The sequence below is a fragment of the Peribacillus saganii genome (genome assembly GCF_003429095.1).
In the GTDB taxonomy this organism is placed as follows: domain Bacteria; phylum Bacillota; class Bacilli; order Bacillales; family DSM-1321; genus Peribacillus; species Peribacillus saganii.
Map to the genome: position 1 here is coordinate 29898 of NZ_QVTE01000047.1, position 25011 is coordinate 54908.

The 25011-nt window shown below is 42.1% G+C and carries 21 protein-coding genes and 1 other RNA gene; 18 read left to right on the forward strand and 4 right to left on the reverse strand.

The annotated features are described in order from the left end of the window. Nucleotides 1-57: 57 nt before the first annotated feature. The 8 genes from tpiA to ssrA all read left to right on the forward strand — a co-directional run bounded on the left by tpiA (nt 58) and on the right by ssrA (nt 9470). Nucleotides 58-819 carry a triose-phosphate isomerase gene (tpiA, locus tag D0469_RS16285; RefSeq protein ID WP_117327782.1) on the forward strand — a complete coding sequence of 254 codons (762 nt, stop codon included), beginning with the start codon at nt 58-60 and terminating at the stop codon, nt 817-819. Beyond that, the gene (gene gpmI / locus D0469_RS16290) at nt 812-2344 is read left to right on the forward strand and encodes a 2,3-bisphosphoglycerate-independent phosphoglycerate mutase (protein ID WP_117327783.1); all 1533 of its coding nucleotides are present in this window, start codon (nt 812-814) and stop codon (nt 2342-2344) included. The genes tpiA and gpmI overlap by 8 nt, the downstream gene beginning before the upstream one ends. A 26-nt stretch (nt 2345-2370) precedes the next feature. Further along, the gene (eno, locus tag D0469_RS16295; RefSeq protein WP_117327784.1) at nt 2371-3666 is read left to right on the forward strand and encodes a phosphopyruvate hydratase; all 1296 of its coding nucleotides are present in this window, start codon (nt 2371-2373) and stop codon (nt 3664-3666) included. Between the two features lie 177 nt (nt 3667-3843). Then, nucleotides 3844-4077 carry a preprotein translocase subunit SecG gene (gene secG / locus D0469_RS16300; RefSeq protein WP_117327785.1) on the forward strand — a complete coding sequence of 78 codons (234 nt, stop codon included), beginning with the start codon at nt 3844-3846 and terminating at the stop codon, nt 4075-4077. 519 nt (nt 4078-4596) lie between these two features. Beyond that, nucleotides 4597-5337 carry an alpha/beta hydrolase gene (locus tag D0469_RS16305; protein ID WP_117327786.1) on the forward strand — a complete coding sequence of 247 codons (741 nt, stop codon included), beginning with the start codon at nt 4597-4599 and terminating at the stop codon, nt 5335-5337. 46 nt (nt 5338-5383) lie between these two features. Further along, complete coding sequence (gene rnr, locus D0469_RS16310) at nt 5384-7771, forward strand: ribonuclease R (RefSeq protein WP_117327787.1); 2388 nt, start codon at nt 5384-5386, stop codon at nt 7769-7771. A gap of 723 nt (nt 7772-8494) precedes the next feature. Beyond that, nucleotides 8495-8962: an SsrA-binding protein SmpB gene (gene smpB, locus D0469_RS16320; protein WP_117327789.1), complete on the forward strand. Its 468-nt coding sequence runs from the start codon at nt 8495-8497 to the stop codon at nt 8960-8962. Between the two features lie 146 nt (nt 8963-9108). Further along, nucleotides 9109-9470, forward strand: a transfer-messenger RNA (tmRNA) gene (gene ssrA / locus D0469_RS16325). Between the two features lie 351 nt (nt 9471-9821). On the opposite strand, the gene D0469_RS16330 is transcribed toward ssrA, so the two are convergent. Then, entirely contained in the window at nt 9822-10901 is a 1080-nt protein-coding gene (locus D0469_RS16330) for an inorganic phosphate transporter (protein ID WP_117327790.1), read from the reverse strand. Between the two features lie 629 nt (nt 10902-11530). Between D0469_RS16330 and D0469_RS16335 the strand changes: the two genes are divergently transcribed. The 3 genes from D0469_RS16335 to D0469_RS16345 all read left to right on the forward strand — a co-directional run bounded on the left by D0469_RS16335 (nt 11531) and on the right by D0469_RS16345 (nt 14275). After that, a complete protein-coding gene (locus D0469_RS16335) occupies nt 11531-12247 on the forward strand; it encodes a YebC/PmpR family DNA-binding transcriptional regulator (RefSeq protein WP_117327791.1) in 717 nt (238 codons plus the stop codon). Between the two features lie 145 nt (nt 12248-12392). Beyond that, nucleotides 12393-13454, forward strand: a complete 1062-nt coding sequence (locus D0469_RS16340; RefSeq protein ID WP_117327803.1) for a spore coat protein — start codon at nt 12393-12395, stop codon at nt 13452-13454. A 206-nt stretch (nt 13455-13660) separates the two neighbouring features. Next, the gene (locus D0469_RS16345) at nt 13661-14275 is read left to right on the forward strand and encodes a PH domain-containing protein (RefSeq protein WP_117327792.1); all 615 of its coding nucleotides are present in this window, start codon (nt 13661-13663) and stop codon (nt 14273-14275) included. Nucleotides 14276-14599: 324 nt separating this feature from the next. Here D0469_RS16345 and D0469_RS16350 read toward each other — a convergent pair whose 3' ends face one another. Continuing rightward, nucleotides 14600-15271, reverse strand: a complete 672-nt coding sequence (locus D0469_RS16350; protein ID WP_117327793.1) for a GntR family transcriptional regulator — start codon at nt 15269-15271, stop codon at nt 14600-14602. Between the two features lie 203 nt (nt 15272-15474). Between D0469_RS16350 and D0469_RS16355 the strand changes: the two genes are divergently transcribed. Next, nucleotides 15475-16677 carry a CaiB/BaiF CoA transferase family protein gene (locus D0469_RS16355; protein ID WP_117327794.1) on the forward strand — a complete coding sequence of 401 codons (1203 nt, stop codon included), beginning with the start codon at nt 15475-15477 and terminating at the stop codon, nt 16675-16677. 116 nt (nt 16678-16793) lie between these two features. Here D0469_RS16355 and D0469_RS21185 read toward each other — a convergent pair whose 3' ends face one another. Continuing rightward, nucleotides 16794-16955, reverse strand: coding sequence for a hypothetical protein (locus D0469_RS21185; protein ID WP_158553530.1), 162 nt, complete (start codon nt 16953-16955; stop codon nt 16794-16796). 212 nt (nt 16956-17167) lie between these two features. On the opposite strand from D0469_RS21185, the gene D0469_RS16360 reads away from it, so the two are divergent. Next, the gene (locus tag D0469_RS16360) at nt 17168-18022 is read left to right on the forward strand and encodes a manganese catalase family protein (protein WP_117327795.1); all 855 of its coding nucleotides are present in this window, start codon (nt 17168-17170) and stop codon (nt 18020-18022) included. A gap of 70 nt (nt 18023-18092) precedes the next feature. Beyond that, the gene (locus tag D0469_RS16365; protein WP_117327796.1) at nt 18093-18356 is read left to right on the forward strand and encodes a hypothetical protein; all 264 of its coding nucleotides are present in this window, start codon (nt 18093-18095) and stop codon (nt 18354-18356) included. A gap of 246 nt (nt 18357-18602) precedes the next feature. Here the strand turns inward: D0469_RS16365 and D0469_RS16370 are convergent, their stop codons facing one another. Beyond that, on the reverse strand, nt 18603-18911 hold the full coding sequence (locus tag D0469_RS16370) for an ArsR/SmtB family transcription factor (protein WP_117327797.1): 309 nt from the start codon (nt 18909-18911) through the stop codon (nt 18603-18605). A gap of 956 nt (nt 18912-19867) precedes the next feature. Here D0469_RS16370 and D0469_RS16375 point away from each other — a divergent pair. From D0469_RS16375 to D0469_RS16390, 4 genes are all read left to right on the forward strand, one after another. After that, entirely contained in the window at nt 19868-20791 is a 924-nt protein-coding gene (locus tag D0469_RS16375) for a cation diffusion facilitator family transporter (protein ID WP_117327798.1), read from the forward strand. A gap of 196 nt (nt 20792-20987) precedes the next feature. Next, complete coding sequence (locus tag D0469_RS16380) at nt 20988-22250, forward strand: cytochrome P450 (protein WP_117327804.1); 1263 nt, start codon at nt 20988-20990, stop codon at nt 22248-22250. A gap of 177 nt (nt 22251-22427) precedes the next feature. Further along, nucleotides 22428-22796, forward strand: a complete 369-nt coding sequence (locus D0469_RS16385; RefSeq protein WP_117327799.1) for an ArsR/SmtB family transcription factor — start codon at nt 22428-22430, stop codon at nt 22794-22796. Further along, nucleotides 22789-24921, forward strand: a complete 2133-nt coding sequence (locus tag D0469_RS16390; protein ID WP_117327800.1) for a heavy metal translocating P-type ATPase — start codon at nt 22789-22791, stop codon at nt 24919-24921. The genes D0469_RS16385 and D0469_RS16390 overlap by 8 nt, the downstream gene beginning before the upstream one ends. Nucleotides 24922-25011: the final 90 nt, after the last annotated feature.

Here is a 25011-nt window from a genome sequence, read left to right on the forward strand (position 1 = left end):
TAAGTTTGAAACTCGTTTATATTAAACCGTCTTAATACAGAAAGGATGGTCTGCCTAATGCGTAAACCAATTATCGCTGGAAACTGGAAAATGAACAAAACGATGTCTGAGGCTAGAAGTTTTGTAGAGGAAGTAAAATCGCTTGTCCCTGCAAATGATAAGGTCGAGTCAGTGGTATGTGCTCCTGCACTTTTCCTTGATCAGCTTGTGCAGCTTACAGAAGGAAGTGATCTTAAAGTAGGTGCACAAAACATGCACTATGAAGAAAATGGTGCTTTCACAGGTGAGATCAGTCCTGCTGCTCTTACTGACCTAGGGGTTCAATATGTTATCATTGGTCATTCTGAACGCCGGGAAATGTTTAATGAAACAGACGAAACGGTCAACAAAAAGACAGCTGCAGCTTTTAAATACAACCTCATTCCGATTGTTTGCTGCGGTGAAACACTTGAAGAACGTGAAAGCGGACAAACGAATGAGCTTGTAGGAAACCAGGTTAAAAGGGCTCTTGATGGGCTTACGGAAGAGCAAGTGAAAAATACAGTCATTGCTTATGAGCCTATCTGGGCAATTGGGACAGGCAAGTCCTCAACTTCAGAAGATGCTAATGCAGTATGCTCCCATATCCGTTCTGTAGTAGCTTCCCAATTTTCACAGGAAGCTGCGGATGCAGTCCGCATTCAGTATGGCGGCAGTGTGAAGCCGGAAAACATTAAAGAGTATATGGCACAGTCTGATATTGATGGTGCCCTTGTAGGAGGAGCAAGCCTTCAAAGTCAGTCTTTCCTGCAATTATTGGAGGCAGGCCAGTATGAGTAAAGCACCTGTTGCGTTAATCATCTTAGATGGTTTCGCGATTCGCGGAGAGCGAAAAGGAAATGCAGTTGCACAGGCAAAGAAACCTAATTTCGAGCGTTTCTGGAATGAATATCCACATGCCCAGCTTATCGCTTCAGGAGAGGCGGTCGGCCTCCCCGAAGGTCAGATGGGTAATTCAGAGGTAGGCCATTTGAATATTGGTGCGGGACGGATCGTGTATCAAAGCTTAACTCGTGTCAATGTAGCAATCCGTGATGGTGAATTCCAGGATAATGAAACTTTTAAAGGCGCAATGGAACATGCGAAAAAGCATGGGACTGACCTTCATTTATTCGGGCTTCTCTCTGACGGAGGCGTTCATAGCCATATTAATCATATGTATGCGCTGCTGAAGCTTGCTGCGAAGGAAGGCATTGAAAAAGTATATGTACATGGTTTTCTTGATGGCCGCGACGTAGGCCCGCAGACTGCTGAAGGGTTTATCCGTGAAGCAGAAGAGCAAATGAAGGAAATCGGTGTTGGACAGTTTGCCACTATCTCAGGACGCTATTATTCAATGGACCGTGATAAACGCTGGGACCGTGTTGAAAAGTCATACAGATCAATGGTTTACGGTGAAGGTCCTGTGTACTCTTCTGCAATGGAATGTGTAGAAGATTCTTATCGAAACGGAATTTTCGATGAGTTTGTTCTTCCTTCGGTGATAACAGATGATGCTGGACAGCCAATTGCAACGATAAAAGATAATGATGCTGTTATCTTCTACAATTTCCGCCCTGACCGGGCTATCCAAATTTCAAACACGTTTACAAATGAAGATTTCAGAGCGTTTGATCGTGGAGAAAAGCATCCGAAAAGCCTTTATTTCGTATGCTTGACCCATTTTTCGGAAACAGTAAATGGGTATGTGGCGTTTAAACCGTCAAATTTGGATAATACGTTGGGAGAAGTACTTGCCCAGAACAATTTAACCCAGCTTCGTATCGCTGAAACAGAAAAATATCCTCATGTCACGTTCTTTATGAGCGGCGGCCGTGAAGATAAATTTCCAGGTGAAGAGAGGATTCTTATTAATTCACCGAAGGTTGCTACCTATGATTTAAAGCCGGAAATGAGCGCTTATGAAGTGACGGAAACGTTGCTGGATCAAATCGAGAATGACAGATTCGACGCAATTATTTTAAACTTTGCAAACCCTGATATGGTTGGGCATTCTGGAATGCTGGAGCCGACCATTAAAGCGGTAGAAACTGTTGACGAGTGCCTTGGGAAGATAGTGGATGCTATTATTGCCAAAGGAGGCGCCGCCATTATTACCGCGGACCATGGAAATGCAGACGAAGTAGTGACTCTTGAAGGCAATCCTATGACTGCCCATACGACCAACCCTGTTCCCGTCATTGTCACCAAAAAAGGGCGCGAGCTGCGTGAGGATGGAATTCTTGGAGATCTCGCTCCGACTGTGTTAGACTTGCTTGGAGTACAGAAACCAGTTGAAATGACTGGAAAATCACTTATAAAATAACTTTTCTATAAAAGGAGAAATGTAATATGCCATTTATTTCTTATGTATACGCACGCGAAGTTCTTGATTCACGCGGAAATCCGACAGTTGAAGTTGAAGTAATGACTGAATCAGGCTTTTTTGGCCGTTCAATCGTTCCATCCGGTGCGTCTACCGGTGAATATGAAGCAGTGGAGCTTCGTGATGGAGATAAATCCCGTTATCTTGGAAAAGGTGTACAAAAAGCGGTAGAAAATGTAAACGAAGAAATCGCTGAAGCTATCATTGGCATGGACGTAACTGACCAGGTTGGAATCGACCGTACAATGATCGAATTAGACGGAACTGAAAACAAAGGGAAGCTTGGAGCTAACGCAATCCTTGGTGTTTCCATGGCATGTGCACATGCTGCTGCTGAATCAGTGGGGCTTCCTTTGTACCGTTACCTTGGTGGAGCAAATGCGAAACAGCTTCCTACTCCAATGATGAACATCATAAACGGGGGGTCTCATGCTGATAACAATGTTGACTTCCAGGAATTCATGATTCTTCCTGTAGGAGCTCCAACATTTAAAGAAGCAATCCGCATGGGTGCAGAAGTTTTTCATTCATTAAAATCTGTTCTTTCATCTAAAGGCCTAAACACAGCTGTAGGTGACGAAGGCGGATTCGCTCCAAACCTAGGCTCTAACCGCGAAGCATTGGAAGTAATTATCGAAGCAATCAAGAAGGCTGGATACGAGCCAGGTAAAGATGTTCTTCTTGGCATGGACGTTGCTTCTTCTGAATTCTTTAACAAAGAAACGGGTAAATATGATCTTGCAGGCGAGGGCCGTACTGGCTTGACTTCTGAAGAAATGGTCAGCTTCTATGAGGAATTGGTAAATGAATTCCCGATCATCTCCATTGAAGATGGTCTTGACGAAAACGATTGGGATGGCCACAAGCTATTAACAGACCGCCTAGGCGATCGCGTTCAATTAGTTGGTGATGACCTGTTCGTTACAAATACGAAAAAACTTTCTGAAGGTATTGAAAAAGGAATTGCTAACTCAATCCTGATCAAGGTAAACCAAATCGGTACACTTACAGAAACATTTGATGCTATTGAAATGGCTAAGCGTGCAGGCTATACAGCGGTTGTTTCCCACCGTTCCGGTGAAACAGAAGATGCAACAATTGCTGATATTGCTGTTGCCCTTAACGCAGGTCAAATCAAAACAGGGTCAATGTCCCGTACAGACCGCGTCGCTAAATACAACCAGCTGCTTCGCATTGAGGACGAGCTTGGTGAGTTAGCTGTTTATGATGGGCTAAAGTCATTCTATAACTTAAAGAAATAATTCATTGAAAAATCTGCCGTCAGACGTGATGGCAGATTTTTTTATTGGGAGCATAAACTAATGCTGATGTGAACATTAATTAATGCAATTACCTGCCCTATCAAATCTTCATTGTAGTCTGGCCCTATATATGTTACAGTTAAAGTAATGTCTATTTGTTTCGGGAGGTGGAACTTCGTGCACACACTTTTGGTTACACTTTTAGTTATTGTTTGTATCGCACTTATTGTTGTGGTTTTGCTTCAGTCAGGAAAAAGCGCGGGGCTATCAGGTGCTATCTCTGGCGGTGCTGAGCAGCTTTTCGGCAAGCAAAAAGCTCGAGGCATCGATTTAGTGCTTCATCGCATCACAGTTGTTTTATCGGTTTTATTCTTCGTTTTAACATTGGCCGTAACATATTTAAACCTATAATCCTGTTTTAGGATAAATAGATCAAGTAAAACCCGGCAGAGGCCGGGTTTTTTTACATCTATTGAATGTTTTTCTCTCTCAATTACATATGGTTTTAACATTAATAAGAGAACAGATAACCACGATTTAATTTATGAATTAATAAAGTATACTTTTTAACAAGTACAGATGTCCAGCTTCAGTGCCCAGCAACCTTTTTTCGGAGGAAATTAAAGCCCCGACGCACACGACGTGATAGTGCCGGCGTCGCCAGAGGAAAAGGAATTCTTCGGCAGCGAAACATCGCACGAAACAAAGCGTCAGGATTGTGAGGACGTGGCGGGCTTAACTATCCTTCTTCTTACCAGGGCACTTGCTGTTTTTCTGTATGCGTTGGATTAGCTTCCAGAGAAAAACTCTGTTTAAATAGAAGTTGTAAGTCAATCAATCATTTGATTAAATTTTTTACTTCTGTGGGATTCTATATAGAATCTATAATCACTGTAATCTTAACAACAAGAATAAAAGGGAGCAATACATATGAGAGTTAAAATGCCGGAGCCATTTACATTTGAAGGAGGTAAGCGTGCTGTTTTGCTGCTGCACGGTTTTACCGGGAATTCCGCCGATGTCCGGATGCTGGGCCGCTACCTGGAAAGCAGAGGGTATACTTGCCATGCACCCCAATATAAAGGGCATGGAGTTCCTCCTGAGGAATTGGTGCATACAGGCCCGCGTGATTGGTGGAAGGATGTCATGATGGCCTATGATTTGTTGAAAAGTAAAGGGCACCAGGAGATTGCAGTAGCCGGTCTTTCACTGGGAGGGGTTTTTTCCCTGAAATTAGGTTACACTGTACCTGTAAAGGGTATCGTACCAATGTGTGCACCTATGTACATAAAAAGCGAAGAAACCATGTATAAAGGCGTCTTAGAGTACGCCAGAGAATTTAAAAAGCGGGAAGGGAAATCCGGAGAACTAATTGAGAGTGAAATGGCGGCTTTTCAACCGATGGGAACGCTTAAGGCCCTCCAGGAACTCATCGCTGATGTACGTGCTCATGTCGATGAAATCTATGCTCCCACATTTGTGGTTCAGGGGCGTCATGACCGTATGATTAATATAGACAGTGCGAATATTATTTATAACGAAGTAGAATCAAATAACAAGAAAATAAAATGGTATGAAGAATCAGGTCATGTTATTACTCTTGATAAGGAACGTGACCAGCTGCATGAGGATGTCTATCAGTTTTTGGAATCGCTTGATTGGCAGCATTAAGGGATTTCCTCTCGCGGATTCATACCTTTAAAGAGGAGGTTTTTATATGGAGGATAGTGTACGCCAGCATGTTGACAGGCTTCTTTCCTTTATGAAGGAAGAAGCATATAAGCCTTTGACAGTCCAGGAGCTGGAACAGGCATTGGGAGTTCAAGATTCAATTGATTTTAAGGACTTTGTCAAAGCATTAGTGCATATGGAGGAAAAGGGCCTTGTTGTCCGGACGCGCAGCAATCGCTACGGACTCCCGGAAAAAATGAATTTAATTCGAGGGAAGATAACAGGCCATGCTAAGGGATTTGCGTTTGTGGTACCGGAAGAACCCGGAATGGATGATATTTTTATTCCGCCAAATGAAACGAAGAATGCGATGCACGGGGATATCGTGCTGGTCAGGGTTTCAACAGAATCTAATGGATCCAGAAAAGAAGGAACGATAGAAAAAATAGTTGAACGCGGCATAACCGAAGTGGTCGGTACATACGTAGAAAGCAAGCACTTCGGCTTTGTGGTTCCAGATGATAAAAAAATCACCAATGATATTTTTATTCCTAAAAATGCCTCTGCCGGTGCTGTGGAAGGCCATAAGGTGGTCGTCCGGCTTACCGCTTATCCGGAAGGGCGTACAAGTGCAGAAGGGGAAGTCATCGAAATTCTCGGGCATAAGAATGACCCAGGGGTTGATATCCTGTCTGTTATTTACAAGCATGGCCTCCCGCTTGAATTTCCAGAGGATGTATTGAAGCAGGCCGTCGATACTCCTGATACGATCGCTGAGAGCGAGCTGGAGAACAGGCGAGATTTACGTGATCAAACGATTGTAACCATTGATGGGGCGGACGCAAAGGATCTGGATGATGCCGTAACCGTGACGCGGATAGATAACGGCAATTATAAGCTGGGTGTTTCAATTGCAGATGTTTCCTATTATGTTACCGAAAATTCACCGATCGATAGGGAAGCTTTTGAACGCGGAACAAGTGTGTATTTAGTGGACCGGGTTATTCCGATGATCCCGCATCGCCTGTCGAACGGAATCTGTTCTTTAAATCCACAGGTAGACAGACTGACATTAACATGTGAAATGGAAATTACTCCTCAGGGTGAAGTTGTGAACCATGAAATTTTCCAGAGTGTCATTAAGACTGTGGAACGTATGACATACGGCGATGTGAATAAAATACTGGTTGATAATGATGAAGAATTGATGAAGCGGTATGAACCGATCATCCCGATGTTCAAGGATATGGAGGAGCTTGCTCAAATTCTTCGAGATAAGCGAATGCGGCGCGGCGCGATTGATTTTGACTTTAAAGAAGCAAAGGTGCTTGTGGATGAGGAAGGACACCCGACAGATGTGGTGCTTCGCGAGCGTTCAGTCGCTGAACGTCTAATAGAAGAATTCATGCTGGCGGCTAACGAAACGGTGGCTGAACATTTTCATTGGATGGAAGTGCCGTTTATTTACCGAATCCATGAAGAGCCGAAGGAAGAAAAACTCCGACGCTTCTTTGAGTTCATTACGAACTTTGGATATTTGGTGAGGGGATCAGCGAACTCTGTCCATCCGCGTGCGCTTCAGGAAATTGTTGAAGCGGTTGAAGGAAAACCGGAGGAAATGGTTATTTCAACGGTTATGCTTCGTTCCATGCAGCAGGCAAAATACGATCCTGAAAGCCTTGGGCATTTTGGATTATCAACCGACTATTATACGCATTTTACATCACCGATCCGCCGCTATCCCGATCTGATTGTTCACCGGTTAATCCGTAATTATCTGATTGAGGGGAAAATTGATGAATCAACACAGGCAAAGTGGGATGCCAGGCTGCCGGAAATTGCGGATCATACTTCCAATCGGGAGCGGCGTGCAGTAGATGCTGAGCGGGAAACAGATGACCTGAAGAAATCGGAATATATGCTTGATAAAATTGGCGAGGAATATGATGGCATCATATCCTCTGTAACCAATTTTGGTATGTTCGTGGAATTGCCTAACACAATTGAGGGCCTTATCCATGTTAGTGCAATGTCAGACGATTATTACAGGTTCGATGAGCGGCATTTGGCCATGATTGGCGAGCGTTCAGGCAAGGTGTTCCGTATAGGGGACGAGATTTCAATTCGTGTTGTCAATGTGAATAAAGAAGAACGCGCGATTGATTTTGAGATCGCCGGCATGAAAGATAACAGAAGGCGCGAGGATACAGAGAAGCGAATCTTCCGGGCGGCTCCAAGCGACCGGAAGCGGAGTAAGGATGACCGTGCCGGCAAAAGTGAAGGAAAAAGAAATGGCGGCGGCGGTGGCAGAAATAACGGCGGAGGGCGCACTAAAAGCGGTGCTGCTTCTGATAATAAGCCGAAGCGGACAAAGAAGTACTATGAAAACGCTCCAGCTGCCAAGCGCAAAAGCAAACGTCCGAAGAAAAGGTAAAATGATGTTTGAAAAAGGTAAGAGCCTGTTCTGCAGCAGGCTCTTACCTTTTGCTGAACCCGCTTAAATTGCCGTAATCCTTAAAATTTGATATCATGTTTAAAAGAGAATGAGTACCTTTTATAAATAGAGCATTTCTGCGCCAAACGATTCTTCTTTGATAGTGGAACATTTGACCGTTGCCATAATTGAAGGCTGATCAGGGCGTTTTCGGTTTTCTTTCTAAATTAATTAGTAAAACTTTATTAATAAGTAAAGATGTCTAGCTTCAGCGCCCAGCAACTTTTTTTCCGTAGGAAAATAAAGCCCCGACGCACAGGACGTGCTAGTGCCGGCATCGCCACAGGACGTGGCGACACCGGCCTCGAGTATTGTCCCCAAGTACCGTCACAACCTTAGTCGGAGGGCCACAGGATGTGGGTCAGGACAGCGTTGCCACAGGACGTGGCGCAATTAGCTGTCCTTCCTGCGTTAGGGCGCTTTCGCAATTTCTAGCTATAAAAGTATACTTTTTTACCAAGTACAGACGTCTAGCTGCAGCGCCCAGCCCCGACGCACAGGACGTGCTAGTGCCGGCGTCGCCACAGGACGTGGCGATCTAAGCCGGCCTCGAGGTCATAAGCCAATCGCTTCGGAAGGCAAAAAGCGCCTTCTGCCAGCGCTTGTCTTATGCTTGTCGGGGCTGACCAGGGCGCTTTCGCTTTTCTTATAGGGGGAGTTAACATGCCAAAGGGTGAAGGCAAGCAAGTAGCACAAAACAAAAAAGCAAACCATGATTATTTTATAGAAGAAACCTATGAAGCTGGAATTGTACTGCAGGGAACCGAGATAAAAGCAATTCGTGCAGGAAGATTAAATCTCAAGGACGCCTTTGCGAGAATTGAGCGCGGAGAATTGTTTCTCCATAATATGCACATCAGTCCATATGAACAGGGTAACCGGTACAACCATGATCCTTTAAGGACAAGGAAGCTTCTGCTGCACAGGAAGCAGATAAACCAGCTAATAGGAGAAACGAAGGAAGAGGGCTACACAATCGTCCCTTTAAAGGTCTACTTAAAAAACGGATTTGCTAAAGTATTAATTGGCCTCGGTAAAGGGAAAAAGAATTTTGATAAACGAGAAACGCTAAAGAAGAAGGATGCCAACCGTGAGATCGAGCGGGCTTTGCGTGAACGGCAGAAGATGTAGATATTTACAGGACCTTACAATTGAAAAATAACGTAAATATGTTATAATATTAAATGTAAGACACAATTGAATATCAGCAAACAAGCTGGCCATTCATTCTTCGTATGCTCCATTTCGTTGTTGCCTAATAGCAACAGCCATCTCATGGGGACGCTACGGATTCGACAGGGATAGTTCGAGCTTAGGTTGCGAGTCGAGGGGATCGGCCTCGTTAAAACGTCAAAGCCTATAACTGGCAAACAAAACAACAACTTCGCTTTCGCTGCTTAATAACAGTTGATTGCGGTTCCTCCCTCCATTGCCCATGTGGTAGGGTAAGGGACTCACTCTAAGTGGGCTACGCCGGATTCCACCGTCTGAGGATGAAGGAAGAGAACAACCAGACTAGCTGCTCCAAAGCCTGTCGATAGGCTGCCGGGTAAGCGAATTGCCAATATGTCGACTACACTCGTAGAAGCTTAAGTGCCGTTATGTCTGGACGTGGGTTCGACTCCCACCGTCTCCACCATACATAATTTGGTGGGTAATGAACATTATTCATTGGGAAACAAAACTAAATTTTAATTTTAAAAAGAACTGTAGATAAATCTCTACGGTTCTTTTTTATTTTAGTCAGCATTATAAACCTCCCATTCAGGGAAGAGTACTGGAACGAAGGTATTTTTCCTATAGTAATAATTGTTGGAAGAATATTTCCTGCTACAGGTAAAACAATAAAAAGGTTTTCGTAGACTAGTTAGCAACTATTAGCTGCAGTATTTCAGTAAATTTATTTTATTATTAAAATTAATCACTCCAAAACCCTTCATATTAAAAAAGTTTAAACCATATGGCTTAAACTATTTCAATACTATTAATGTTATATTCCTCCGCCTTCATCATAAAAGCTTCTTTTTTCATTCTTTACGACTTTAGATAATGAAATTGTACCAGTTGCTACAATTATAGCGCTTCCTACTATTAAGACGTTGAAAAAATTAAATTTGGTAAATAAATTTATTAAGAGATACGACACGACAAGTGAAGCCAAAGGAGAAATGATCCATACCAAACCTATACGCTTGATCACATTTTTTTGTAATATGGCAAAACCGTCTTTAGCAGCCCCAACTCCCAGGATTCCACAGGTTGTTACCTGGGTTAATGGAATAGGAAGTCCAAAGACTGAGGCGATAATAACTAATGTGCCGCCTGTAAACGAAACTGCACTTCCTTGTAATAAAGAAAGTTTTGTTATTTCCTTACCGTTCGTCTCTAATACCCTGCTTCCTAAAAGAATGGCACCAAAGGAAGTGAACAGGGCACCAACTAGAAGACCATTTGTTTCAGAAATCAGGTTTGCACCCACAAGAGGTCCAATTGCATTGGCAACATTATTCATTCCGGCAGAAAAGGCTTCCAGGCAGCCGCCTAGAACTAGTAATAATGAAAGCCATTTTGTCCAGGGTCCGGTTCCTGTAAGTAATGTCCACCGATTTTCCGCAGTCTTAATCAGGTAGCCTAAACCAAAGGTAATCAGGAAAGAAGTAATTGGAATGATAATCCAGAATGAAATGATCACAACTAATGAATCCGTATATACAGCATGAAATGCCGCTCCAACCCCTATGATTGACCCAACGGTTACTTCACTTGTAGACAAAGGAATTCCAACAAGGTTTGCTATAAAAAGTGTTAAAGTGGCCCCTATTAGAATAATAACTACAATCTCGGCATTCAGGATATCGGATGGGATAATTCCTTCCCCTATGGTTTTAACCACTTCACCGCCGCCTAGAAAAGCACCTAAAAATGCTGAAACCGCAACTAACAGAAGTGCCAGCCGTTTGTTTTTTATTGCCCCCGCCCCATATGGTGCGCCCATTGAGGCCGCTGTTCCGCTTGCACCTATGTTCATTGCAAAGAAAAGGGCCACGGCAATTGCGATATAAGTTAACATATAAATAACCTCTCTTCATTGTTCTTGCGCATACCATATTAGCAAGCTAATTCGTATAATTAATTCCAAGTAAACCACTGTGTATTTAATAGTTTAAATTATATAGTTTTCATTTAGAATATACAAGAGGAATCTCAGTTAATTTGGGGGGGCTTTCAAAGAATCCTTTACTGTTCGCAGACAAACAGATAGTAGTAAAAACAATCGCAATATTCATCAGCGGATGTTTTTAAAATATTGCCTATTCCGTTGAAAATTCCCTGGAATACTTTTGTTTGAAATTGAGCAAATGCAGTTGCTTTCTCTGTAATTGGATTACATAAAAATCCTAATTTAAGCAGTGTCAGGCTAGCTGTTTTGCCGGATGCGACAATGACTCCAAGATAACAGACACATGTTATGGAGGCGGCCTGAAGTTTTAAAAGGCAAATAAACAGTTATTCCGGTTTTTTCATATCTGGATAATTTATAGGATGATTGTAATTTTTTTATTCATATAAGCAATGAAAACTCTCAGTCTATGTGTTGAGGTTTTTTCATAAAAACGTTATTATGTAAAGTGTTAAAGTAGCATTTTATTTATTTTATTTACCATCATTCCGATTCAAAGTTGAAAGCGAGTGTGCAATATGGGCCGTAAATGGAACAATATTAAGGAAAAGAAAGCGTCAAAGGATGCAAATACGAGCCGTATTTATGCAAAGTTTGGCCGTGAAATTTATGTAGCAGCAAAGCAGGGTGAACCAGATCCCGAGTTAAACCAGAATTTAAGATTCGTTCTTGAGCGTGCTAAGACATATAATGTGCCGAGAGCCATCATTGACCGCGCGATTGAAAAAGCAAAAGGCGGTTCAGAGGAAAACTATGATGAGCTGCGTTATGAAGGCTTCGGACCAAATGGTTCAATGGTGATTGTCGACGCTCTTACTAATAACGTAAATCGTACTGCATCAGATGTGCGTGCAGCATTTGGCAAGAACGGCGGAAACATGGGAGTAAGCGGGTCCGTAGCTTATATGTTTGATGCAACAGCTGTTATTGGAATTGAAGGCAAAACAGCTGATGAAGTGCTTGAACTCCTAATGGAAGCGGATGTAGATGTACGTGACATAATCGAAGAAGATGAGTCTGTTATTGTTTATTCCGAGCCTGAGCAGTTCCATGCAGTGCAAGAAGCACTTAGAGATGCTGGCATTACTGATTTTACAGTCGCGGAATTAACAATGCTTGCACAAAATGATGTAGAACTTCCAGAGGATGCACTGGCAAAATTCGAAAAATTGATTGATGCATTAGAAGACTTGGAAGATGTAAGACAAGTTTACCACAACGTTGATTTAGGCTAAGAATAGTAAAGCAGACCTTTAGATTTATAACTAGGTCTGCTTTTTTTATGATATTTCGCAATGGCTAATCCATTAATGGAGGATAATCATTTGGTATTTGGGGATATTAACCTTGGCAGTAAAAATATTAAAAGGAGTGATCCCCGTGCCATTTGGTGCTCATGAAGCAATGGAAGTACACGAGATTTTAATGGAAAAGATAAATATGATCACGCACTTTAACATTTATGCGAATGAAACAAATAACACACAATTATTAGACATAATCATTCGCCATCAGCAAGAGGAAATCAGGTCATATAATGAATTTGTTGCATACACACATGATTATAAAACTTTTGCCCCGATTCCTCCTAATACAGAAGTAAGAGGAATTAGCCCGCAGCAGATTCAATACGGAATGAACACACAGCCGGAGTTTACTCCACAGTATGGAACAGTGAGCAGTGACCGTGAAATCGCATCTGCCATGCTGCTTTGCCACAAAAATGCAGCCAGAAATGGAATGTGGGCTGCTCTTGAGTGTGCTGATCCCAATCTGCGAAAAATGTTAATAAACAGTGCAACGAACTGTGCTAATCAGGCTTATGAGGTTTTTCTGTTCATGAATGAACAAGGTCTTTACCCAGTGCCTACATTGAATGATAATACAGCAAAAACTCTTTTACACAGATATCAGCCGGCCGATCGCGCACTTGAGGTTCAATACTTTGGACAAAATACTGGTTATACTGGACAAAATTATGGATATGCAGGCCAAGGGAATGCGGGTGCTGGTCAATTTGCAGGCTACCCGGGACAGACTATGCCTAATGGCGTGCAGCCAGCTTATGGATCACCAGCTTCCTTCCCGTCTGGCTATGGAAATGCAGGAGGCGCTTATGGATCTTCCGTTTCCAACTCACAAGGTGTTTACGGAGCCCAAACTTATGGAGCATCTTCCTCCACTTCAGCGGACGCCTTTGGAACTCAAGCGGGTACATACGGAGCTTCCGCTTCCGCTTCTCCGGTTTCATTTGGAACAGCTGGGTATGCTTCAGGAGATGTTTCCGGTGCAGGCAGCCAGTCTGCATCTAACGACATTAATGTAAGTAATCCAGAAAGTGTGATCTATGGGAACGGAACGCAGGAAATGCGCACATCAGCAACAGATTCTGTAGCAGAACAGGAAGCCACAGCATCCCAGGATAATAACACAGCCCGTTAGAAGAACACATTGAAAAATTTAAAGAACGTCAGCTAAAACCACCCACTAACGATAAAGTGGGTGGTTTTCTTTATATCATTTATGGGAAATTAAATAGTGGTAACTTTGGAAAAAGGAGGAAAAACTTAACTTTACTGAAAATGGTTCTATTACATCCCGTCTATTGCTAAAATAAAGAAGAATATCGTTTTGAAAGGATGATACAGTTGTTTAAAAAGATTGCTTCGGATGCATTAGGTTTATCTGATATTGGCACAATAATCCACCCATCAGATTATGATAAGACGGATGCTGACGATTATGTCATGCATGAAGATAACGAAAAAATCTATTTTTTAATTAAAACCAAAGCTGACGAATACTGCTTTACTAATCTCGCCATCATCCACGTTGATGGTCAAAGTGCCGTTTCTTCCAAGAGAACGTTAAAACGCTACCCTTATTCACAAAACAAAATTTCAAACGTACTTTTGGAAACAGCAGGAAAACTGGATATGGATGTTGAGATCAAATTCATGCTCGGCAAAGAGCAATTCGATATTGATGTGAAAAAAGAACAAATTGAGCAATTAAAAGATCTGTATAAATCGCTGTTAAGGATTTCTGAAATCACATATGAAAATGATATTTACATTAAAATGGCATCTCAAAGCCTGGATAAAGCAGTGACTGTGCTGCAAAATTCCCGAACTGATGATAATAAACTAGCAGATACATACAGGGATTTAACAGACTTCGGCTTCACCTGGTTAACATCCGTCCGCGGACAATATCACACAAAAGACTTTGGTGAGATTTTTGAGAAGTATATTAATAATTAACTAGCACTCATTATTCAAGCAGGGGGACGGTAATCCGTGCCCTTTTTAATTTGCCTTTTCCAGTGCTGAATACGATTTCGTTCACTAGAATCCGCATCATTGAGATTAGGAGAAATAATATGAAAAACGACAAAATAAATTTGGTTTTTGGCCAAATAAATGAAAATCTCGCCAAATTACTCCTCATTTCGCAAAAATAAATTTTGTCGTACGATTTTCAAAGCAGGGAAGCAGGCATATCAAGTCGAATTATTCCAAAAACCAAACAAGGAGTGATGAAATGATCATTAATGATATTACGGGAGCACTCAGCGACTCCCTTAATCATGAATGCTCCTCCTTTAACAAATGGCTATTCTTAATTTCCTCAAGATGCTTTAATACATGGTCGCGACCTTGGAAAATGTGTTCGTGCATAGCGATTCGTGCACGCTCTGGCTCTCTGTTTTTAATGGCTTCCAGTATGATTTTATGAACTTCAAGAGATTGCTGCAGCTGAAAAGGATTATACCAGTAGAATGAACGGAAAACGATGGGTACCACAACAACCTTTGAGATATGAAAATATATATGCGAATTTTTGGATGCGGCTACTACCGCATTATGAAATTCCTGATTCACATCTACAATTTCTTTAATGCTGTCCATATCAGATTCTATATACTGAGAAATTGCTTTTTCGTATAAGGAATTGGCGTTCTCCATTCTCTTCATATCTTCATCTGAACGGTAAATCGCTGCCTGGCTTGCACCGTAGCCTTCCAATAATGTCCTCAAATCATATATTTGGCGGATATCTTCTTTAGAGAAATGCCTGACACTGACTCCCCGCTTTAATGGGACAACCAATCCTTCCGCTTCAAGCTGTTTAATCGCCTCTCTGATGGGGGTCCTGCTTAAGTTTAATTCCTTAGCCAATGACTCTTCTGCAAGCCTCATTCCAGGTTCATATTTACCCTGAATAATGGCATCTTTAATAAATTCATATGCATACATGACATACCACCTCGAAATTATTGTATACAAAGCTAATTACAAATTCAATAATATTCTGAAAATTTACCGTATTATCTTAGTTTTTAGACATTTTTTACATAAAAAACAAAATATAGTTGACTTATTGTATACAAAGAATTAAATTTGTATACAAGATTGAGAAAATTCGGAAGTTAAATAAAAGCGGATTGTGAGGGATTTATTTGACGGAAAATCAATTGCCTTTAGAAAATTTGAGAGTCATAGAACTGGGAACTTTAATAGCTGGCCCCTTTTCAGGAAGGCTGCTCGCCGATTTCGGAGCGGAGGTCATTAAAATCGAACCGCCGGGTAAGGCGGACCAAATGAGGAATTGGGGACAGTCTAAAGATGGAGTGGGACTTTGGTGGCCGATTCAATCAAGAAATAAAAAATCGATCACTCTTAATTTACGGAAGGAGGAAGGCCAAGCTATTTTACGGGAGCTGGTGAAGGAAGCTGATATTATTATAGAAAACTTCCGCCCTGGAACAATGGAAAAGTGGAATCTTTCCTACGAGTCTTTATCGGAGATTAATCCGGGAATCATTATGGTAAGAACTTCCGGGTTTGGGCAAACAGGACCTTATAAGAATCGGGCAGGTTTCGGTAGCGTAGGCGAAGCAATGGGCGGGCTTCGGTATGTGACTGGATTCCCCGACCGGCCGCCAACCCGAATTGGAATTTCTATCGGCGACACACTTGCTGCCTTGTTCGCCACAATAGGCTGTCTTGTCGCAGTGCATGAGCGAAAGCAATCCGGCAAAGGGCAGGTTGTAGATACCGCCTTATATGAATCGGTTTTTTCCATCATGGAAAGCATCATTCCAGATTATCAGTTGGCAGGGTATGTACGGGAGCGGATGGGTAATATTCTTCCAGGTATTGCACCATCTAATATTTATTTTACAAAAGATAAAACCTACATCGTGATTGGGGCTAATGCTGATAATGTTTTCCGAAGGCTATGTGAAGCGATGGGTCAGCCTGAGCTGGCCGACGATTCAAGATTTTCATCCCACAATAGCAGAGGGGAAAATATGAAGCTTCTGGATTTGATGATTGAGGAGTGGACGAAATCATTGCCGGCAAAAGAGGCGCTGAAGATTCTTGAAGAGAAAGGAGTACCATCTGGGCTCATTTATTCTGCTAAAGAAATCCTCGAAGATCCCCATTACCAAGAAAGAGAAATGATTGTTACGGTTCCGCATCCTGAATTAGGCGATTTTTCTATGCCTGGGATCGTTCCCAAATTAAGCAGAACCCCAGGTAAAGTTAAGCATCCGGGTGCTGAAGCGATTGGAAAACATAATGAGGAAGTGTATACCAAGATACTTGGTTTCAGTATCGAAAAAATGGATGAGTTAAAGACCGCTGAAATTATCTGACCTCACCACTGTTAATTCATCCCTGTAAGAATGGAATTTCTACTTAAAACAAAATAATGTATAAAAACGGACGGGCCACCAATCAGGCTGTCCGTTTTTTCTGTCCTATAGGACAATTATTTTTCATTTTGATTTCTTTCGTTGTTATCATCATCAACGGCCTTATTAACTGACTGAAAAACCACATTGGTGAACTGGTCGACATTTTGCATAGGATCACTATTATTTTCAGCTGCAGAAATATTTTCATCTTTATAACTTTTATCTATACCTGGCAAGACCTCACCCCCTTCCATTTAAATTGTACAGTTTTCTAGAAATTTACCCGGGGATATACCAGTCTTTAATATCGCCAACATCAAAATGTTCCTGCATGTACACAGACGGATTAGCTTCATACCATACTTGGATCGCGGTCATTTAAATAAAGAATAAATTTTTTTTTTCATCAAAAGATAAGGTGAAGAAATAAATAAATGGAGGTTGAAATATGTATTTTTACAGGGAAGATTTAATCAATGTAATCGTTCCAGATAAGCCAGATCCGGCAGCTGCCAAAGTAATGCAGGAAATTTTAGGCGGCCATTTTGGTGAAATGAGAACGATGATGCAATATTTTTTCCAAGGTTCCAACTTTCGGGGAGAGAAAAAGCAATTCCGGGACCTGCTGCGCGGGGTATTTCTTGAGGAAATCGCCCATGTTGAGCTTGTACAAACAACGATTAATATGCTTTTGAATGGTGCAGGAGAACGGGAGGCAGGAAATGCGGGGGCAGACAACGCTCCGCTGGATGAGGCTGTGAAGCATGCGAACCCTCATCACTTTATCATTGGGGCCCAAAGTTCAGTGCCGGAGGATGCTGCAGGAAACCCTTGGAATGGTTCATGGGTTTATAGCCATGGCAACCTAATCGGTGACCTTCTTGATAATTTAGTCCTGGAATCTACAGGAGTCCTTCAAAAATCCCGTATTTATGAAATGAGTTCGAATAAGACGTTTAGAGAAACGCTTGCCTTTTTGATTGTTCGTGATAATGCCCACCAAAACGCGTTTGCTAAAGCACTGGAGACATTAGGAGTGGACTGGGGCAAGTTATTCCCTGTACCGAATTATGATATTAACAAGTATCCGGAGTGCAGAAAATATGTAGACATGGGATTCCATAATGTCCAATTTAATTTCAGGCTGGACGAGACACGAATCGGCGAAATTTTCCAGGGGCAATCACCAAGCCGCAATGGCGGATCAATGCAGGTTGTGCAGCCTCCTGAAGGGTTTCCGGTTCCTCAATTGCCTGAAATGCCAAACGAGCATAGTCCCGGTTTGGATGATTTAAATTTATAAAGAAAAAAATCGAAAGCATAGATAGTGCTGGCTTGTTCTTTCCTATATATCGCCTTTACAGGAGGATCATATGATATTAGAAGGGCATATTATTTCCGGTGATTTTGATCAGACTAGTAATGAATTTTCATTACAGAAAGTGAAAAATTTATCGACTCAATCAGTCTTGAATCAGGCTCAGATAAATAATATTTATCAATATTTAAAGAAGAATCAGGATGATAATGGCGGACAAGTCCTTACTTTATACGATCAAATGCCTGTTCATTTATCCCAAGATGAAATAAATCAATTGATCTTGGATCTGGAGCAGGTCCAATCGATGTACGAATAATAGCCTAATCTCTGGCTCAATTTAAAATGAACAGCCCCTGCTCCGTTTTCAGGAACAGGGGGCTCTACTTTGTTATAAGAAACGCGCATAACTTTTATAACAAGTACAGATGATGTCTTGCCCAGCGCCCAGCAACTTTTTTTCGCAGGAAAATTAGCCCCGACGCACACGACGTGTTAGTGCCGGGTCGCCACAGACGTGCCAGACTTAAGTCGACGTTCCTTCTGTTAGGGCGCTTCCGCTTTTCTATTTGCAATCGATATGGGATAAAACCTGGTGTATTAGGTTTATAACATGCTCATCATCATAAGTATAAAAAAAGGTATTGCCTTCGCGCCTGTATTTTACAAGCCTCAGGTTTCGCAAATAACTTAATTGATGGGAAACTGCCGATTGGGTCATTTCCAGCACTTCGGTAATATGGTTAACGGAACACTCTTCCTGTGATAATAAATATAAAATCTTTATTCGGGTTGGATCAGCAAGCGCTTTAAAAATACGCGCTGCTTCATCCGCTGTGTCCGGTGATAAAAAACTGTGCTCTTCTTGTTTCAATTCGAACCCTCACCTCCAAAAACTCAATTAGAAATCATGTGTTCATATAAATATCTGGCATCATCACCAACCCCTGATATAAGCAAATCCTCTGTGGTACTCCCAAGGAAGGCCGAGAAAATAAATCCCTGGTACAGCAGTGATGCCAAGTTCATGCTTTATTTTACCATTAGAATGAAATGGATATGAAATAGATTCTTGTTTTAACCACCCGCTCGACACTTGCATGTAATTGGACTGGCAGCTTTAATGCCAATGCATATTGCTCCAAATAGTCAGCGATTTCATCCTTAGTCGGAAAACCAGATGGATCCCCCTTTAAGAAAAAGCCCGGTCAAGTAACTATAAGAGCGCGGAGTAAATAAAACATGAGAATCATACCTCTTCCTCCATACATCTCCTACACGTTCATTATTATCTAATATCAGAAATGATATAGCGGTTTTTTGTAAAAAGTAACCCATTAATAACCGGGATTGCCGATTGGTAAAAAACATATGTTTCCAAAGTCTGGAAGATGTCAGGGTTGTTCATACATTTCCTTCCCATATAAAAGATGAATTTTTGAAATTTAAAATAGATTTTAGGAACGTTCCATAGTAAACGTTTAAAAGCCTGTTGATTGGAGTGGAAGGCGCGAAGACTCCTGCGGGAGCAGCGGGACAGGTGAGACCCCGCAGGAGCGACGAGGAGGCTCACCGCCCGCCCCGCGGAAAGCGAAGCGCCTGGAACGGAAATCAACAGACCCCATTAACAGGCCAAATAAAAGAATAACTGCAGGCAAACTCGATTTCATCGAGTTTGTCTACAGTCTGACACCGTCCTTTAATGGCGGTGTTTTTTAGTTTAAACGGCCTCCTTAAAGATAAAATAATAAATAAAACTTGAACACATTGAATGACTCCTGCATAATGTATATGAACATATACTCATATGATTTTGAGGGGAGAGATAATATGGGACATCATCACGGTCATTCACATGGACACGGCCATAGCCATTCACATACCGGAAATAAGAAAGCTTTGTTTTGGGCATTCCTTTTAATTGCGGGTTTTATGACAGTAGAAGTGGTGGGAGGACTGTTCACCAACAGCCTTGCTTTATTATCAGATGCAGGGCATATGTTAAGCGATGCAGCTGCACTTGGACTAAGCCTTTTTGCGATTAAATTAGGGGAAAGGAATACTTCAAAAACGAAAACGTATGGCTATAAGCGTTTTGAAATTATTGCTGCTTTCATAAATGGAATAACCTTAATCGTTATTTCACTATATATCTTTTATGAAGCGTACCATCGTTTTACGAATCCGCCGCAAGTACAAAGCATGGGTATGCTGATCATCTCTGTAACAGGTTTACTGGTTAATATATTGGCAGCCTGGCTTCTTATGAGAGGCGACAAAGATGAAAACTTAAATGTAAGAAGTGCGTTTCTTCACGTATTAGGGGATATGCTAGGTTCAGCAGGAGCCATTGTCGCTGCCTTGCTCATTATGTTTTTTGGATGGGGAATAGCAGATCCTATTGCAAGCATCATTGTAGCGTTCCTGGTCATCATCAGCGGCTGGAGAGTCACTAAGCAATCTATCCACATCTTAATGGAGGGCACTCCTGTACAGGTCGACATGGAGAAATTAAAACAATCATTAGCGTCCATTCCATATGTAAAGAATATTCATGATTTGCATATATGGTCAATAACTTCGGAGTTTCCAACCTTAAGCTGTCATATTGCCATTGCTGGAGAAGGTGTCCATGATACAGTTCTTCATCAGGCACAAGCCATTCTTCATGATGATTTTGGAATCGAGCACAGCACCATACAGGTTGAATACGAGGACAATGGCTGTCCAAGCCACCATGGTGTTTGTAATTAATCATGCATCCCAGCCATTTCTCTATCCATTGATTTAAAAGCAGCATTCATTTGAAGTGCTGCTTTTTTGGTGGCTGATTTAAGTAAATGGCTGTTTGAACAGGATTTTTCTAGGGAAACATAGTTACGAAAATATACCGTTTCATAAAAAGGCAGAGCCGAGACAAATTATGTGAGGAGCATGAATCCCTATGAAAATAACCAATGAAGTGCCTCGTGAAAAAGTTCTGGATAATAGTCTTTCCCTGTTGAAGGAAGGATATCTATTTATTCAAAATAGGTGTCGCCAATTCCAATCAGACATTTTTCAAACACGCCTGATGGGTGAAAAGGTGACCTGTATAAGCGGAGAAGAAGCCGCAAAGGTTTTTTATGATAATGAGAGATTCCAGCGCAAAGGAGCATCTCCAAAGCGGGTACAGAAAACACTGTTTGGGGAAAAAGCTATTCAATCAATGGATGGTGAAGCACATAAACATCGGAAGCTTCTTTTTATGTCACTGATGACACCGGATGGTGTGAAAAAGTTGGGCGAGCTTACTACAGTGCAATGGCAAGACAGAGTGGGAAAGTGGGAACAAATGGAGCGGGTAGTCCTTTTTGATGAAGCACAGGAAATACTTTGTCGGGTCGCGTGTGAATGGGCGGGTGTTCCATTAAAAGAAGCGGAAGTAAAGCAAAGGGCTTCTGATTTCGGGGCAATGGTAGATGCATTCGGAGCTGTCGGGCCAAGGCATTGGGAAGGCAGAAAAGCAAGGAAAAGGGCAGAAGCATGGATTGAAGAAATTATTGAACAAATCCGGAATGAAAAGCTTGATTCACCGGAAGGTACGGCGGCTTATGCGATGGCTTGGCACCGCGAACTGGACGGGAAAACACTGGATAAACATATGGCAGCGGTGGAGCTGATTAATGTGTTAAGGCCACTTGTTGCAATCGCCACATATATCACTTTCGGTGCATTGGCCTTACACGAGCATCCCGAGTGCCGCCAAAAGGTGACGAAGGATAATCAGGATTACACAGCCATGCTGGTGCAGGAAATCCGCCGCTTTTACCCATTCGGTCCGTTCCTGGGCGCAAGGGTTCGGAATGATTTCACCTGGAATGGGAACCAATTTCGAAAGGGTCAGTTAGTGCTGCTTGATGTATATGGAACCAATCATGATTCAAGACTTTGGGAACAACCGGATGAATTCCGGCCCGAGCGGTTCAGAAATTGGAAGGGCGGCTTATTCGACCTCATTCCGCAGGGAGGCGGCGATTATTACCAGACGCATCGCTGTCCGGGAGAATGGGTAACGATAGAGGCGATGAAGGTCAGCATGGCTTTTCTGACAAATCAAATTGAGTATGATGTACCTTTGTCAGAACAGGATTTAAGTTATAGCCTTGTCCGGATGCCTTCTCTTCCTAAAAGCAGATTTATTATCAGCAATGTCCGCCGTAAAACAAAATGAAATTGAAATTTAGTAAGAGTGATTATGGAGAGAAACATTCTGTAACCGCTCTTTTTTCTATGTCATATTTATTGGTTTTTCTTTGACAATCAAACGACTGTTTGAATAAACTATAATCAAATGATTGTTTGAATAAACTATAATCAAATGAATGTTTGAATAAAAGGTGGTGGAGATATGGGAGAACAGGATGTCTGTGAGATAACCTGTATAGACAGTGAAAAGGTTAATCGAATAGCCCAAGTATTACAAAAACAGAATACTGCAGCTGTTGCCAAGATTTTCAAAGCGCTGTCAGATGACACAAGAATCAAAATTGCTTATATACTGTCGCTGGAAGAAGAGCTATGTGTTTGTGACATTGCAAATATTGTGGGGGCAACAACGGCGACCGCCTCCCATCACTTAAGGCTGCTAAAAAGCCTTGGGCTTGCAAAGCATAAGAAGGTGGGGAAGCTTGTTTACTATTCCCTGGATGACCAGCATGTGAAAAAATTAATTCAGTTGGCTTTTGCCCATCAAGGAGAGGTGATCCACCGTGTCTGATGCCGTCAGTAAAACTGCTGAAAAACAAGTGTACCGCATTCAGGGGTTTTCCTGAGCTGGCTGTGCTAATACGTTCGAGAAGAACGTGAAACGCCTGGATGGTGTTTTAGATGCTGATGTAAATTTTGGTGCTTCCAAGATAACAGTTTATGGACATACGAGCGTTAAGGAATTGGAAGGAGCGGGTGCCTTCGAAAATCTTAGAGTCATGCCGGAAAAAGGCTCTCAGGAACCTGAGGAAAAAGTTCCTTTATTTAAACAGCACGCTTCCCTTTTAGTATCTTTTTTATTTTTACTGATGGGATATGCTTCACTAATGGTAAATGGAGAGGAAGACTCCTCAACTATTATAGCTTTTGTGGCAGCGATCGTTATTGGAGGGTACGGCTTATTTAGAACAGGGGTAAAAAACCTTCTCCGTTTAGAGTTTGATATGAGAACACTTATGACGGTGGCCATCATTGGCGCTGCCCTGATTGGCGAATGGAGCGAAGGTGCGGTTGTTGTCATTCTTTTTGCCATCAGTGAAGCTCTGGAGAAATATTCGATGGATAAGGCCAGAAGATCCATTCGAACATTGATGGATATTGCTCCAAAGGAAGCTTTAGTCCGCAGAAATGGAAATGAAATGATGATTGATGTAGACGCCATAGAGGTCAATGACATCATGATCGTGAAACCTGGCCAGAAAATTGCGATGGACGGAGTGGTAGTTAAGGGATCTTCATCCGTAAACCAAGCTGCCATTACCGGAGAGTCAGTGCCTGGAGAAAAGAATATCGGGGATGAAGTGTTTGCTGGCACTTTGAATGAGGAAGGATTATTGGAAGTCAGAGTGACGAAACAAGTGGATGATACAACAATAGCAAAGATTATTCATTTAGTGGAAGAAGCCCAGACAGAAAAAGCTCCATCCCAGGCCTTTGTCGACCGTTTTGCAAAATACTATACTCCGGTTATCATTCTTGCTGCATTCCTGGTAGCAATCGTTCCTCCTCTATTAATGGGTTCAAGTTGGAGTGAATGGATTTATCAAGGGCTTGCGGTACTGGTTGTTGGATGCCCTTGTGCGCTTGTGATTTCCACTCCGGTGTCCATAGTGACGGCGATCGGGAATGCCGCACGAAATGGGGTGCTTATTAAGGGAGGAATCCATTTAGAGGAAATGGGTGCGATAAAAGCTATTGCCTTTGATAAAACCGGTACGCTAACGCAAGGGGTTCCAGAGGCAACTGACTTTGAAGTGGTTGAACATGGCGATGAAAATCGTTTATTAGCGATGATTGCTGCACTTGAGGATCGTTCACAGCATCCACTTGCTTCTGCAATAATTAAAAAAGCCGACAAAGAAAAGGTTAATTTCAAAAGTATTGCAATTGATCATTTCACCTCCATTACAGGAAAAGGGATAGAAGGAACAATAGATGGAACGGACTATTATGTTGGGAGCCCTGCCCTTTTTAATGAGATAACCGAAAAAGGCATAGCTTCTTCAGTGAAGGAAAGAATTAGTCTTCTGCAGGAACAAGGAAAAACGGTTATGGTTTTCGGTACCAAAAAAGAGATACTTGCCCTTATTGCTGTTGCAGATGCTGTTCGGGAAAGCAGCCGGGATGTAATTAAACGCCTTCATGCACAAGGTATTGCAAAAACAATCATGCTCACCGGCGATAACAATGGAACCGCCAAAGCGATCGGGAAAGCAGCTGGTGTAACAGAGATACAAGCAGAGCTTCTTCCGCAGGATAAACTCGACTACATTAAACAAATGAGATCCGAGTTTGGAAAAGTCGCCATGGTTGGTGATGGTGTAAACGATGCCCCTGCATTAGCTTCGGCCACTGTTGGCGTGGCTATGGGAGGAGCCGGAACGGATGCAGCGCTGGAAACCGCAGATATTGCTCTTATGGGTGATGACTTAAGGAAGCTTCCTTTCACGGTCAAACTGAGCCGGAAAGCTTTAGGAATTATCAAACAAAACATAACTTTTGCCCTTCTCATTAAACTAATAGCCCTTCTTCTTGTCATTCCAGGATGGTTAACACTTTGGATAGCCATTTTTGCAGATATGGGAGCGACGCTGCTAGTTACATTAAATGGGCTGCGTTTATTGAAAGTCAAATAGGAACCGAGAGTTATTCAAATGCATTAGAAAAGCCAGTTCTCATTTAAACTGTACCCTATAGAGTAGACACTTAAAAAAGTCTACCTATAG

What these genes read in the sequence shown, in the direction of transcription:
- tpiA (WP_117327782.1), top strand. Translation starts at nt 58, where the DNA reads ATGCGTAAACCAATTATCGCTGGAAACTGGAAAATGAACAAAACGATG.
- gpmI (WP_117327783.1), top strand. Translation starts at nt 812, where the DNA reads ATGAGTAAAGCACCTGTTGCGTTAATCATCTTAGATGGTTTCGCGATT.
- eno (WP_117327784.1), top strand. Translation starts at nt 2,371, where the DNA reads ATGCCATTTATTTCTTATGTATACGCACGCGAAGTTCTTGATTCACGC.
- D0469_RS16305 (WP_117327786.1), top strand. Translation starts at nt 4,597, where the DNA reads ATGAGAGTTAAAATGCCGGAGCCATTTACATTTGAAGGAGGTAAGCGT.
- rnr (WP_117327787.1), top strand. Translation starts at nt 5,384, where the DNA reads ATGGAGGATAGTGTACGCCAGCATGTTGACAGGCTTCTTTCCTTTATG.
- smpB (WP_117327789.1), top strand. Translation starts at nt 8,495, where the DNA reads ATGCCAAAGGGTGAAGGCAAGCAAGTAGCACAAAACAAAAAAGCAAAC.
- D0469_RS16330 (WP_117327790.1), bottom strand. Translation starts at nt 10,901, where the DNA reads ATGTTAACTTATATCGCAATTGCCGTGGCCCTTTTCTTTGCAATGAAC.
- D0469_RS16335 (WP_117327791.1), top strand. Translation starts at nt 11,531, where the DNA reads ATGGGCCGTAAATGGAACAATATTAAGGAAAAGAAAGCGTCAAAGGAT.
- D0469_RS16350 (WP_117327793.1), bottom strand. Translation starts at nt 15,271, where the DNA reads ATGTATGCATATGAATTTATTAAAGATGCCATTATTCAGGGTAAATAT.
- D0469_RS16360 (WP_117327795.1), top strand. Translation starts at nt 17,168, where the DNA reads ATGTATTTTTACAGGGAAGATTTAATCAATGTAATCGTTCCAGATAAG.
- D0469_RS16365 (WP_117327796.1), top strand. Translation starts at nt 18,093, where the DNA reads ATGATATTAGAAGGGCATATTATTTCCGGTGATTTTGATCAGACTAGT.
- D0469_RS16375 (WP_117327798.1), top strand. Translation starts at nt 19,868, where the DNA reads ATGGGACATCATCACGGTCATTCACATGGACACGGCCATAGCCATTCA.
- D0469_RS16385 (WP_117327799.1), top strand. Translation starts at nt 22,428, where the DNA reads ATGGGAGAACAGGATGTCTGTGAGATAACCTGTATAGACAGTGAAAAG.